We start from the raw sequence: 12,042 nt of genomic DNA on the forward strand, positions 1-12,042 counted from the left end.
CTGCGTTATCGATATGGGCAGTCTTGATGGTTGGAAAGTGTAGGCAGGCGCCCCGTCCCTGCCTATTCACCGGCTTGGTCGGGGCAGCCATCCAGGCGGCGGAGGCGGGCTAGTTCGAAAGAACTAGGCCGGGGTCAGCACGGCATGGGCGCGCCCTTGCGGGCGTAGTACCACCAGGTGATGAGCATGCAGCTGGCATAGAAGCCGACGAAGACGACCATCGCCATGTCCGGCGCGCCGGTCATACTGATCGAGGTGCCGAAGCTCTGCGGGATGAAGAAGCCGCCATAGGCGCCGATGGCACCGGAGAACCCCAGTACGGCCGCCGACTCCTTGCCCGCATCCAGGCGGGCCTGCTGCAGCGCCGCTTCGCCTTGTCCCGCGGCAGCGCGCTCGCGCTCGGTCTGGAAGATGATGGGAATCATGCAGAAGGTCGAGCCATTGCCCAGTCCGGTGAGGATGAACATGCCGATGAAGGAGGCCAGGAACAGCGTGAACTGGTGCGTATGCAGGGCCGGCAGGATGCCCAGCAGGATGGTCAGCCCCATGGCCAGGAACACCCACAGCGTGACGCGCGCGCCGCCGATGCGGTCCGAGATCATGCCGCCCAGCGGCCGCGCCAGGGCACCGGCCAGCGGGCCGAGGAAGGCGAAGCGGGCGACTTCCACCTCCGGGAACTGGGCCTTGATCAACATCGCAAACGCCGCCGAAAAACCGATGAAGGAGCCGAAGGTGCCGACATACAGCCAGCACATCAGCCAGTTGTGCTTGCGCTTGAAGATCACCGCCTGGTCGGCCAGTGACGCCTGGGCAGAGGCAATGTCGTTCATGCCGAACCAGGCTGCCAGGGTGGCGGCGACGATGAAGGGGACCCAGATGAAGCCGGCATTGGCCAGCCAGTAGCTGCTGTCCAGGCCACTCTTGGGATCATGGAAGAGCACTCCCTGGCCGGCGATGGAGGTGGCGAACACGGCCGAGGAAATCACCAGCGGCGTGACCAGTTGCACCACCGAGACGCCCAGGTTGCCGATGCCGGCATTCATGCCGGTGGCGTAGCCTTTGCGCGCCTTGGGGAAGAAGAAGCTGATGTTGGCCATACTGGAACTGAAATTGCCGCCGCCCAGCCCGCACAGCAAGGCCAGGCCCAGCAGGGTGGAGTAGCTGGTGCCGGGGTCGCGCAGGGCCAGGCCCATGCCGATGGCGGGGATCAGCAGACTGGCGGTGGAAATGGCGGTCCAGCGACGCCCGCCGAACACCGGCACCAGGAAGGAATAGAAGATCCGCAGCGTGGCGCCCGAGAGGGCGGGCAAGGCCGTCAGGAAGAACAACTGGTCCTTGCTGAAGTGAAAGCCGGCCTTGTCCAGGTTGGCGGCCACCACGCTCCACAGCATCCAGACTGCGAAGGCCAGCATCAGGCAGGGGATGGAGATCCAGAGATTGCGGTTGGCGACCGGCTCGCCTTGCTTGCGCCAGAAGTCCGGGTTTTCCGGCTCCCATCGCGTGAGTACGTGGTTCATGAGGTGTCCTTGAAATGGGAAGGGATCAGTCGGCCGCCAGGGCTTTGCGTGGCGCTTGCAGGCCTTCGCGGCGGAACTGGAAGTGCATCCACACCAGCGAAATGCAGACCGTGCCGTAGAGCAGCATGAAGCAGGAGCTGCGTACGCCTGTGAGGTCCAGCACCACGCCGAACAGGATGGGCAGGATGAAGCCGCCCAGCCCGCCGGCCAGGCCGACGATGCCGGAGACCGCGCCGATGTTGCCGCTGTAGTCGTCGGAGATGAACTTGAAGACCGAGGCCTTGCCCACCGCCATGGCCACGCCGACCACCATCAGCAGCGCCGTGAAGAGCACCGGGTTCAGGCCGATGTGGAAGGTCCTTGTGCCGCCCACGGTCTGGATGGCGAAATCGGTCTGTGGATAAGACAGCAGGAAGAAGGCGACCCAGCACACCCACATCACCCACCAGGTGACCTGGTAGGCACCGTACTTGTCGGAGAGCCAGCCGCCCACGGCACGCAGCACACCGCCCGGCAGCGAGAAGCAGGCCGCCAGCAGGGCGGCGGTCTTGATGTCGAATCCGTATTCGGTGACGTAGTACTTGACCATCCACAGGCTCAGGCCCACATAGCCGCCGAAGACCACCGAGTAGTACTGGCAATAGCGCCAGACCCTGGGGTCCTTGAGCATGCGCACCTGGTCCATGAAGCCGGTGTCGGACCTGACCTGGTGCGCCGGGTCGGTGGACGAGCCCAGCCAGAACAGCAGGGCTGCGGCCAGCATCAGGGCGGCATAGACCTTGGGCACCAGCATCCAGCCACCGGCGGCGATGAGCACCGGCGCCACGAACTTGTTGACCGCCGCGCCCGAGTTGCCGGCGCCGAACACGCCCATGGCCAGGCCCTGGCGTTCCTTCTTGAACCAGCGCGCCACATAGGGCGTGCCGACCGAGAAGGAACCGCCGGCCAGGCCCACGAACAGGCCCAGTACCAGGAAGTGCCAGAAGGCGGTGGCGTAGGAAATCAGCCAGATCGGAACCACCGTGCACAGCATCAGGATGAAGAAGACGATGCGCCCGCCGTAGCGGTCGGTCCAGATGCCCAGCGGCACCCGGATCAGGGAGCCGGTCAGCACCGGCGTGGCGGTGAGCAGGCCGAATTCGGTTTCGTTCAGGTGCAGGGCATTCTTGATGGGGATGCCGATGACCCCGAACATCATCCAGATGGTGAAGCAGACGGTAAACGCGAGCGTGCTGGAACCCAGCACGCCATAGGCCTTGCGCTGGTCGGACATGGAGCCTCCTGCGGATGTTGATCGATGGGTCCAGCTTAGCGATCGGTGCAGGCCGGCAACATCGGTCCGACGGAGAGGCGGGGGAAGGGAGAAGAGGGAGGCAGTAAGGGCAGGCTGCCCGCCGGAAGAACTAGTTCTTCCGGCGGAGCAGGTCAGGCCAGGTCAGCTTGCTGACAGGGTCTGCTCGGCTTTGTCCAGCCAGGTGGCGAGGCTGTCGGTGAGGTCCTTCTGGCTGAAGGAACAGCTTTCCTCGGTGAAGAGGCTGCCGGCTTCGAGGCGGCCCAGCAGGTCTTCGGCGACCTGCTGGTAACGGGGTGGCAGGGCCTGCATCACGTCGTCACGGGCGCGCCAGGTGGCGCACAGGGTGGCGATGCTGGCGCGTTGCTCGCACAGGGCGGTGAGGGCCTCGCGCATGGGGGCCAGTTGCTGGGCGGCGGGGTGGCGCATGGTGGGCTCCCGGTCAGGCACGGGCGGCGATGACGAACAGGGCGATCACGCTCAGGTAGCCGACCGCCCAGACCGCCGAGCGGGCCGAGGGTTTGTCGTTCAGGTAGAACAGGGTATAGAGCAGGCGGGCGGCGATGAAGACCACGCTGGCGATGTCGATCTGGCCCTGGGCGGCACCGGCCTGCTGCGCCACCAGCACGGCGGCGGCGAAGAAGGGGAAGGCCTCGAAGTGGTTGCGGTGGGCGTAGTCGGCGCGGCGACGCACACCGGTCTGCTGGTCCAGCCAGGCACGCGGTTCGGCGTTGTCGAAGTCCTTGCGACCGCGCTTGGCCACCGCGATGGTGAACACCGGCATCAGGCCGGCGATCAGGATGCACCAGTTGGACAGGGTCATGGGTTCAGTCTCCTTGTTGGGTTGTCGTGTTCGATGTTGCGTTCGATGTCGGGTATGGCGCGCCCAACGTGGGCTCAGGATGGGTTCATAGCTCCTTGGCCGCGAAGGTATTGCAGGCGCTGACCTTGCCTTCGTTGATGCCGCGCTTGAACCAGGTCACGCGCTGGGCCGAACTGCCGTGGGTGAAGGAGTCCGGCACCACCACGCCGCGCGCCTGGCGCTGCAGGGCGTCGTCGCCGATGGCGGAGGCGGCGTGCAGGGCGTCTTCGATATCCCCTTCTTCCAGGATGTGACGTGCCTGGTTGGCGTGGAAGGCCCAGACCCCGGCGAAGCAGTCGGCCTGCAGTTCCAGTCGCACCGACATGGCATTGGCCTGCTTTTCGCTGGCATTGCGGCGGGCCGCATCGACCTTGTCGGAGATGCCCATCAGGTGTTGCACGTGGTGGCCGACTTCATGGGCGATCACATAGGCCTGGGCGAAGTTGCCGGAGACCTTGAAACGCTGCTTCATCAGTTCATAGAAGGACAGGTCGATGTAGACCTTCTGGTCGCCCGGGCAATAGAAGGGACCGGTGGCGGTCTGGCCGGTGCCGCAGGCGGTCGGCGTGCTGCCGGAAAACAGCACCAGCTTGGGCCGCGCATACTGCTTGCCGTTGGCGGCGAAGATCTGGCCCCAGGTGTCTTCGGTGTCGGCCAGGACGGTGGAAACGAAGCGCGCCATCTGGTCGTTGGGCGAGGGTTTGTGGGCCGGTGCCTGTTGCTGTACCGGTACCGGGCCGTCCCCGCCGGAGAGCAGGTTGAGCATGGTCAGCGGGTTGATGCCCAGGAAGTACGACGCCACCAGTGCCACGGCCACGGTGCCCAGGCCGATGGAGCGGCCGCCGAAGCCAAAGCCGCCCCCTCCGCCGCCACCTTCACCACGACGGTCTTCCACGTTGTCGCTTTCGCGATTGCCTTCCCATTTCATGATTCGTTCCTCTGCGGGCCTGTCTGCAATGCCCGGATTGTAATGGATGACATGGGGTGCCGGCTTGTCGGACGTTGTCTGACGGGGCCGGGAGGGTTCCGTCCGATTCCGCCCGATGAGCTGTCGAGGTATCGTGCAAAAAGGCGCAGGCTGGATGTCGGATGACTGGATGCAGGGACGCCCGCTTGGCGCGCTCGGCATTCGGTGCCACACTGGCTGCCTTGATCGCTGCATCGTCAGCGGCATTTCTGGCTGCACCCATCGCTCCACGCAACGCTGCATTGCCCGCTGTACTGCTGGCTGCACTGCTGGCAGCACCCCGTCCGCAACAAGCACAACAACACTGGAGGCGACACATGATCATCTGGCTCATTGTTTTCATTGCAAGCGCATTGGCGCTGATGATGGCGCGTGCCAGCGCCTGGGTCTGGCTGGCGGCCGAGGCGGCCCTGATCTTCCTGGGCGGCGCCGCGCTCGATATCGACTGGCCGGTGCGGGTGCTGCTGGCGATCCTGTTGTTTACGCCGACCCTGGTGGTGGCGATCCGCTCGGTGCGGCAGTCGCTGATCACGCGGCCGGCGCTGGACACGTTCGCCATGATGGCGCCGCGCATGTCCGACACCGAACGCGATGCCATCGAGGCCGGCACCACCTGGTGGGATGCCGAGCTGTTCTCCGGCAAACCGGACTGGGAGCGCCTGTTTGCGCTGCCGGCGCCGCGCCTGACACCGGAGGAGCAGGCTTTCCTCGATCACGAGGTCGAGCAGCTGTGCGCCATGGTCAGCGACTGGGACACCAGCGTGAAGACCCAGGACCTGCCGCAGCAGGCCTGGAAATTCATCAAGGAGCGCGGCTTCCTGGGCATGATCATTCCGCGCCAGTACGGCGGCAAGGAGTTCTCGGCCTACATGCATTCGCAGGTGGTGATGAAACTGGCCTCGCGCAGTTCGGCTGCGGCCATCGCGGTGATGGTGCCCAATTCGCTGGGGCCGGCCGAATTGCTGCTGCATTACGGCACCGAGGCGCAGAAGGATCACTACCTGCCGCGCCTGGCACGGGGACAGGAGATTCCCTGCTTCGCACTCACCAGTCCCTATGCGGGTTCGGATGCGGCGGCCATTCCGGATATCGGCATCGTCTGCAAGGGCCGGTATGAGGGACGCGAGACGCTGGGCTTCCGGGTCACCTGGAGCAAGCGCTACATCACCCTGGCGCCGGTGGCCACCGTGCTGGGCCTGGCCTTCCGGGCGCGCGATCCGCATGGCCTGCTGGGCTATGCGATGGAGCCCGGCATCACCTGCGCGCTGATCCCCACCGACCATCCAGGGGTGGTCACCGGTCGTCGACACTGGCCGCTCAATGCGGTGTTCCAGAATGGTCCGACCGAGGGGACCGATGTCTTCATCCCGATGGATTGGGTGATCGGCGGCGTGGCCCAGGTCGGACGCGGCTGGCGCATGCTGATGGAATGCCTGGCCGCGGGGCGGGCGATTTCGCTGCCGTCGTCCAGCGTCGGTTTTTCCAAGATGGCGGTGCGCGGTACCAGTGCCTATGCCGCCATGCGGCGCCAGTTCAAGATCGAGATCGGCAAGTTCGAGGGCGTGCAGGAAGCGCTGGCGCGCATGGGCGGGCATCTCTACATGATGGATGCCACGCGCCGCCTGTCGGCACTGGCGGTGGATGCGGGCGAGAAGCCGTCGGTGATCTCGGCCATCTCCAAGTACCACGTCACCGAGCGCGGGCGCATGGTGGTCAATGACGGCATGGACGTGATCGGTGGCAAGGGCATCTGCATGGGGCCGGGCAATTTCCTGGCGCGGGTGTACCAGCAGATTCCGATCGCCATCACGGTAGAGGGCGCCAATATCTTGACGCGCTGCCTGATCATCTTCGGCCAGGGGGCGATCCGTTGCCATCCCTATGTGCTGCAGGAGCTGGCTGCGGCCTCGGAGGAGGATCGCGAACGCGCGGTGCAGGCCTTCGACCGCGTGCTGTTCGCGCACCTGTCCTTCGCGGCGGCCAATGCGGCGCGCAGCCTGGTGGGTGGCATCAGCGGCGGCTGGCTGTTGCCGGCACCGTCCCAGGCGGCGCATGCCACGCGCCGCTACTACCGCGCCGTGGTCCACCTGTCCTCGGCCTTCGCCTTGCTCACCGATGTCAGCATGGCCGTGCTGGGCGGTACGCTCAAGTTCCGTGAACGTATCTCGGCGCGGCTGGGGGATGTGCTCTCGCAGTTGTACCTGGTGTCGGCGGTGTTGAAACGCTTCGAGGACGAAGGTCGTCAGGAAGCTGACCAGGCCTACGTCGACTGGTCGGTGCAGGATGCCCTGAACCGGGCGCAGGAAGCCATCGTCGAGACCTTGCACAATTTCCCCAACCGGCCCGTGGCGTTGCTGCTGCGGGTGCTGATCTTCCCGCTGGGACTGCCTTATCGCAAGCCATCGGACCTGCTCGGCACCCTGGTGGCCAAGGCCATGCAGACCCCGGGCGCAAGCCGCGACCGGCTGGTGGCCGATACCTATGTGCCCGGCGAAGGTGACCCGCTGGCCTGCGGCGAACTGGCCTTTGCACTGGCGCCGGTGGTGCAGCAACTGGAGCAGCGGCTCAAGCCGGAGATCAAGGAAGAGCGGCTGCCGCCGATGCCGCAGAGCCTGCGCGAACTGCCGGCCTGGAGTGCGCTGGTCTTGCAGCGCGGTCTGATCTCGCAGCAGGAGAAGGAAGTGCTGGATGCCTTCGCCCACTATGGGGACCTCAGCGTGCAGGTGGACGATTTTGCGGCCGACTTCGACCGGGCCGAGAACATGGCAGAGGTTTCCTAGTTCGCGTAAGCTGCCGGCTCCGGATACAGCCACAGGATGAACCATGACCCGACAGCCCCGCATCTACCTCGCCGGTCCCGATGTCTTCGCGCGCGACTATGCCGCGCACAAGACGCGCATCAAGCAATGGTGCGGCGAGCTGGGCTTGCTGGCCTTGTGCCCGGGCGATGACGAGGTGCAGGGCGAGAGCAAGTCCGAGATCGCCCGGCGCATCTACGAAATCAACGTAGCCCTGATCGAGTCGGCCGATGCCGTGGTGGCCAACGTGCGCGACTTTCGCGGCCACGAGCCGGATTCGGGCACGGTCTTCGAGATCGGCTACGCGGTCGGGCGTGGCAAGAAGGTGTGGTGCTACAACACGCCGGTGCAGGATCTGCTGGCGCAGGTGCCGCAGGGCGAGCCCGGTTACTGTCGCGAGGACATGCAGATCGAGGACTTCGGCCTGCCGCGCAACCTCATGCTGGCGCATGCCGCCGAACTGGTGCAGGGTGACCTGCGCGCCTGCCTGGAGCAGGTGGCGCGCTGGCATGCGGGACGGCGCTGAGCCCGTCTGCGCGACATCATTGCAGGGGTACTCGCCCCATCAGATAGAACTCTTCATTGGGACGCATGCTGGTCACGTTGGCCAGCCGGTTGGACATGCCGAAGAAGGCCGCGATGGCCGCGATGTCCCAGGCTTCCTCCTCTCCCCAGCCCTGTTCCCCGAGCAGGGCGAAATCCTCTTCGTTGACCGCCCAGGCGCTGGCCGAGACCTTCATGGCGAAATCCAGCATGGCCTTTTGCCGCGGGCTGATGTCGGCCTTGCGGTAATTGATCGCGACCTGGTCGGCCAGCAAGGGGTCCTTGGCGCGGATGCGCAGGATCGCACCATGCGCCACCACGCAGTACTGGCATTGGTTGGCATTGCTGGTGGCGACCACGATCATCTCGCGCTCGGCCTTGGTGAGCTTGCCGGGCTTGTCCATCAAGGCATCGTGATAGGCGAAGAAGGCGCGGAATTCGTCCGGGCGGTGCGCCAGGACCAGGAAGACGTTGGGGATGAATCCTGACTTCTCCTGCACTGTCAGGATGCGCTGGCGGATGTCCTCGGGAAGCTCGTCGAGTTCGGGAATGGGAAAGCGGCCGATGGGGGCGGTCGGGGTCATGGGGTCTCCTGTTGTCGTGGTATGCAGGGCAGTGGCTGCCCCGGAGAGAACATAGCACTTCTTCCGGTCGTTCAATGTCGCCAGCCTGACGGTGAAGCCTTTTGCTTCATGTGTTGATCAAATGCAATGAAAAATATGATTAAGATATATCTTGAAATATTCAAAATAAAGATATATCTTGGCTATATCGATCGACACGCAGCGTGCGTCAGTCGCTGCCTTAGCAAACCGACAAGAAGGAAACACCATGTTCAAGCATCTATTCGGCCACCACGGCCAGCCGGGCCACGGCCCCATGCACCAGCGCCACGACCGTCCGCACCATGGCGGCGGCCTGTTTGATGAAGAGGGCCATCGCGGCCACCACGGGCCGCGTGGCCGCGAGGGAGGCGGCGGGGGCGGTCGCGGTGCGCGCATGTTCGAGCAGGGCGCATTGCGCATCGTGATGCTGCACCTGTTGCAGGAAAAGCCGCGCCACGGCTACGACATGATCAAGGCCATCGAGCAGCTGGTGGGCGGTGGCTACAGCCCCAGCCCGGGCGTGATCTACCCGACCCTGACCCTGCTGGAAGAAATGGGCCATGCCTCGGTACAGGGCGAAGAGGGCGGCAAGAAGCTCTACACCATCAGCGCCGAGGGCCGTGCGCATCTGGAAGAGAAGGAAAACGCCGAGATACTGCAGCAGGTGCTGCGCAAGTTCGAACTGCGCCGCCAGGAACGTCCGGATGCCGATTCGCCGGAACTGCGCCGGGCGGTCCAGAACTTCCGCATGGCGCTGCATACGCGCCTGGCCAAGGGCAAGCTGGAGCAGGAAGAACTGCATGCCATCATCGACATCATCGATCGCGCCGCCGTGGCGGTGGAGCGGGCCTGAGCCCCAAAGAAGCAAGCAAGGAGAGCAACATGAAGGAACATCGCTACCGCATCACCCTGGAACACCTGGCCACGGCGTCGGAAGGACAGACGCTGCATGAGCCCATCAGCTTCGAGGCCGGCAATCATGACGATATCTTCAGTATCGTTGGTCGCCTGCGCGGCAATGGCCAGTTCGACAGCGATACCAGCGCGCAGCTGGCGCTGGGGCTGAAACTGTTTTCGGAGGTGATGCTGAAGAACCGCAAGCATCCCCTGTTCGAAGAAATACAACCGGCCCTGCGCGACTTCATCATGAAGCTCAAGGCGCAGGGCAAGGCCGCCGCAGAATAAAGCGGCCAGCCGACGGCGCCCTTACTGGTTGGCCGGCGCGATCATTTCAGCGTAGTCGTAGAGCGCACCCAGGATGTCCTGGGTGCGCTCGTCGTCTGCCTGCTCCTGCAACTGGTCGATCTGTTCGAACAACTGGGCGATGGTGCGCGCGCCACCGGCGCCTTCGAACAGGCGGGCAGCGCGATGCTCTTCCCAGTGCTGGGCTTCGTCGGGACGCAGGGTCTCGGGGAAGTTGCGGGCGCGATAGCGGAACAGGATTTCGTTGAGGCGCATATCGTCGAAGGACATGCTGGCCTCGGCCAGGGCGGCTGGAGCCAGGGCGCGCAGTTGCGTCAGCTGGCGCCGGTCACCGTTGCCGATGAAGCCGCCGTAGAGGTCTTCATCGACGTCGGGTCGGTCTTCGCCCTCGCGCTGGTAGACCTGGCGCCACAGTGACGACAGGTCGGGCAGGGCGGCCGCGTGTTCGGCATGGCGCAGCGCGGTGTCGACGTCGATGCCCAGGGCGGCGGCGCGCTCGGCGCTGAGGGTCTTGAGGCTGCCCACCACCATGGGTGACTTGTTCAGGTGGATGCTCTTGACCGGCAGGCGCTCTACGCCCTCCGGCAGGTCATCGCGCCGGGTGAACATGCGTGTGCGCACGGTGGCCGCGTCGAGGCTGGCCAGTTCGGCGGGGTCGTAGCCGAGGTCCCAGGCGATCACTTCGTTCTTGTTGGTGGGGTGCATGCCCAGCGGCCACATCAGCGCCAGGCAGCCCTGCGCCACCGGGAACATGCCGGAGACGTGCAGGAAGGGCTTGGCCGCCGGCAGGCCGATTTCGGCGGCGGCCTTTTCCTTCTTGTGCAGGGCCAGGGCGAAGTCGAACAGGCGCGGGTTGTGCTGGCGGATCAGGCGCGCCAGCGCGATGGTGGCGCGCACGTCGGAGAGGGCATCGTGGGCGGCTTCGTGCAGCAGGCCATTGGCCTTGGAGAGATGTTCCAGCTTGAAGCTGACGCTGCCGTCTTCCTTGGTCGGCCACTGGATGCCGTCGGGGCGCAGGGCATAGGTCAGGCGCACCACATCCAGCAGGTCCCAGCGGCCGCAGCCGTTGGCCCATTCGCGGGCATAGGGATCGATCAGGTTGCGCCAGAACATGAAGCGGGTGACTTCGTCGTCGAAGCGGATGGTGTTGTAGCCCACGCCGATGGTGCCGGGCTCGCCCAGGGCCTGCTCGATCTGCGCGGCGAATGCGTGTTCGGGGATGCCGTTTTCCAGGCAGTGCTGCGGCGTGATGCCGGTGATCAGGCAGGACACCGGGTCGGGCAGGTAGTCCGGCGCCGGCTTGCAATAGATCATGATGGGTTCGCCGATCTCGTTGAGTTCGGCGTCGGTGCGCACGGCGGCGAACTGCGCAGGACGGTCACGGCGCGGCACGGCGCCAAAGGTTTCGTAGTCGTGCCAGAGGAAGGTGTGATTGGACATCGCGGCGGGCTTCTATGGGAATCGCGCGATTATAGAGCCTTGTGGCCTGCGCGCCGTGATCAGTGCGCAGGCCGGCGGGATTGCCGAGGCTTTCTCGATCGATGCCGAGGGCCTGGATGGCGGCGTTACTGCAAGGCTGGCGTATCGCGCTTGAGCACCTTGCGCAGCAGATCCTGCAGGGTGCCGCTGCGCAGGGGCAGGTTGCCACCGGCGTACTGGATGTTGTCGATCACCCAGCCGCGGGCGTCGCGGGAGAGGGTCAGGCGGTCGGTCCATTTGGCCGGGGATTGCAGCTTGGCATCGCTGAAGATCAGTTCCACCGTGCAGGTTGCTTCACGTTCCTGGGCTTCGCACTGAACCACTCGGAAGGTCGAGGCGCCATTCGGGTTGCCGGTGAACAGGTCGCCCTGTACCAGGGGCGGCAGCGGCTCGGCATCGGGATCGGCGGCCAGGTCGGCGGCCGCCTGGGCGGTGCGGGCTTCCTGGGCGACCGAGACATCCTTGAGCAGGTCGAACAGCGACACCGACAGGAAGCTGCGGAAGGTGATCAGTTCCTGCAGGGTCAGCGCGCCAACGGGCCTGGCCGAGGCGTGGGCCTGGTAGAACTCCGTGACCAATTCCTTGGCTTTGCCGTCTTCATTGGCCGTGCACGCTGCCAGCAAGAGGCTGGCGGCGGCGAAGAGTGTCGTACCGATCCGCTTCAATCTGATTCTCCCTGTGCCGTGGTCGCGTGCATGGTAGAGGGGCATGCGGCCGACGGCCTGTTGATCTGTTATTTCGTTATTACCTTGTCATCAGTGGAATGTGAACGATTGC

General features: G+C 65.0%; 12 protein-coding genes. 4 read left to right on the plus strand and 8 right to left on the minus strand.

Translation table 11 applies throughout. From position 1 onward, the window contains the following. Positions 1–134: 134 nt before the first annotated feature. From HFRIS_RS15245 to ypfJ, 5 genes are all read right to left on the minus strand, one after another. Positions 135–1,517, minus strand: coding sequence for a NarK family nitrate/nitrite MFS transporter (locus HFRIS_RS15245; RefSeq protein WP_006464293.1), 1,383 nt, complete (start codon positions 1,515–1,517; stop codon positions 135–137). Between the two features lie 25 nt (positions 1,518–1,542). Continuing rightward, positions 1,543–2,790 (minus strand): MFS transporter, encoded by a 1,248-nt coding sequence (locus HFRIS_RS15250; protein WP_006464294.1) that lies wholly within the window; start codon positions 2,788–2,790, stop codon positions 1,543–1,545. 162 nt (positions 2,791–2,952) lie between these two features. After that, positions 2,953–3,237: a hypothetical protein gene (locus HFRIS_RS15255; protein ID WP_006464295.1), complete on the minus strand. Its 285-nt coding sequence runs from the start codon at positions 3,235–3,237 to the stop codon at positions 2,953–2,955. Positions 3,238–3,250: 13 nt separating this feature from the next. Then, positions 3,251–3,631, minus strand: a complete 381-nt coding sequence (locus HFRIS_RS15260; RefSeq protein ID WP_006464296.1) for an MAPEG family protein — start codon at positions 3,629–3,631, stop codon at positions 3,251–3,253. An 85-nt stretch (positions 3,632–3,716) separates the two neighbouring features. Then, complete coding sequence (gene ypfJ / locus HFRIS_RS15265) at positions 3,717–4,598, minus strand: KPN_02809 family neutral zinc metallopeptidase (RefSeq protein WP_006464297.1); 882 nt, start codon at positions 4,596–4,598, stop codon at positions 3,717–3,719. A 356-nt stretch (positions 4,599–4,954) separates the two neighbouring features. Between ypfJ and HFRIS_RS15270 the strand changes: the two genes are divergently transcribed. Together HFRIS_RS15270 and HFRIS_RS15275 are read left to right on the plus strand one after the other, a co-directional pair. Next, a complete protein-coding gene (locus HFRIS_RS15270) occupies positions 4,955–7,417 on the plus strand; it encodes an acyl-CoA dehydrogenase (RefSeq protein ID WP_006464298.1) in 2,463 nt (820 codons plus the stop codon). 43 nt (positions 7,418–7,460) lie between these two features. Beyond that, positions 7,461–7,961 (plus strand): nucleoside 2-deoxyribosyltransferase, encoded by a 501-nt coding sequence (locus HFRIS_RS15275; protein WP_006464299.1) that lies wholly within the window; start codon positions 7,461–7,463, stop codon positions 7,959–7,961. 16 nt (positions 7,962–7,977) lie between these two features. Here the strand turns inward: HFRIS_RS15275 and HFRIS_RS15280 are convergent, their stop codons facing one another. After that, a complete protein-coding gene (locus tag HFRIS_RS15280; protein ID WP_006464300.1) occupies positions 7,978–8,562 on the minus strand; it encodes a peroxidase-related enzyme in 585 nt (194 codons plus the stop codon). Between the two features lie 247 nt (positions 8,563–8,809). On the opposite strand from HFRIS_RS15280, the gene HFRIS_RS15285 reads away from it, so the two are divergent. Together HFRIS_RS15285 and HFRIS_RS15290 are read left to right on the plus strand one after the other, a co-directional pair. Further along, positions 8,810–9,436 carry a PadR family transcriptional regulator gene (locus tag HFRIS_RS15285; RefSeq protein WP_006464301.1) on the plus strand — a complete coding sequence of 209 codons (627 nt, stop codon included), beginning with the start codon at positions 8,810–8,812 and terminating at the stop codon, positions 9,434–9,436. 29 nt (positions 9,437–9,465) lie between these two features. Further along, positions 9,466–9,768: a DUF3861 domain-containing protein gene (locus tag HFRIS_RS15290; protein ID WP_006464302.1), complete on the plus strand. Its 303-nt coding sequence runs from the start codon at positions 9,466–9,468 to the stop codon at positions 9,766–9,768. A gap of 21 nt (positions 9,769–9,789) precedes the next feature. Here the strand turns inward: HFRIS_RS15290 and sbcB are convergent, their stop codons facing one another. Together sbcB and HFRIS_RS15300 are read right to left on the minus strand one after the other, a co-directional pair. Then, positions 9,790–11,226 (minus strand): exodeoxyribonuclease I, encoded by a 1,437-nt coding sequence (sbcB, locus tag HFRIS_RS15295; protein ID WP_006464303.1) that lies wholly within the window; start codon positions 11,224–11,226, stop codon positions 9,790–9,792. 125 nt (positions 11,227–11,351) lie between these two features. Beyond that, positions 11,352–11,930 carry a YqhG/Tai3 family protein gene (locus HFRIS_RS15300; protein ID WP_006464304.1) on the minus strand — a complete coding sequence of 193 codons (579 nt, stop codon included), beginning with the start codon at positions 11,928–11,930 and terminating at the stop codon, positions 11,352–11,354. Positions 11,931–12,042: the final 112 nt, after the last annotated feature.

It is taken from the genome of Herbaspirillum frisingense GSF30, from assembly GCF_000300975.2.
GTDB classification, from domain to species: domain Bacteria; phylum Pseudomonadota; class Gammaproteobacteria; order Burkholderiales; family Burkholderiaceae_D; genus Herbaspirillum; species Herbaspirillum frisingense.

Coding starts and splice junctions, on each gene's coding strand:
- HFRIS_RS15260 (WP_006464296.1), bottom strand. CDS start 3,631: ATGACCCTGTCCAACTGGTGCATCCTGATCGCCGGCCTGATGCCGGTG.
- sbcB (WP_006464303.1), bottom strand. CDS start 11,226: ATGTCCAATCACACCTTCCTCTGGCACGACTACGAAACCTTTGGCGCC.
- HFRIS_RS15255 (WP_006464295.1), bottom strand. CDS start 3,237: ATGCGCCACCCCGCCGCCCAGCAACTGGCCCCCATGCGCGAGGCCCTC.
- HFRIS_RS15270 (WP_006464298.1), top strand. CDS start 4,955: ATGATCATCTGGCTCATTGTTTTCATTGCAAGCGCATTGGCGCTGATG.
- ypfJ (WP_006464297.1), bottom strand. CDS start 4,598: ATGAAATGGGAAGGCAATCGCGAAAGCGACAACGTGGAAGACCGTCGT.
- HFRIS_RS15290 (WP_006464302.1), top strand. CDS start 9,466: ATGAAGGAACATCGCTACCGCATCACCCTGGAACACCTGGCCACGGCG.
- HFRIS_RS15280 (WP_006464300.1), bottom strand. CDS start 8,562: ATGACCCCGACCGCCCCCATCGGCCGCTTTCCCATTCCCGAACTCGAC.
- HFRIS_RS15250 (WP_006464294.1), bottom strand. CDS start 2,790: ATGTCCGACCAGCGCAAGGCCTATGGCGTGCTGGGTTCCAGCACGCTC.
- HFRIS_RS15245 (WP_006464293.1), bottom strand. CDS start 1,517: ATGAACCACGTACTCACGCGATGGGAGCCGGAAAACCCGGACTTCTGG.
- HFRIS_RS15275 (WP_006464299.1), top strand. CDS start 7,461: ATGACCCGACAGCCCCGCATCTACCTCGCCGGTCCCGATGTCTTCGCG.
- HFRIS_RS15285 (WP_006464301.1), top strand. CDS start 8,810: ATGTTCAAGCATCTATTCGGCCACCACGGCCAGCCGGGCCACGGCCCC.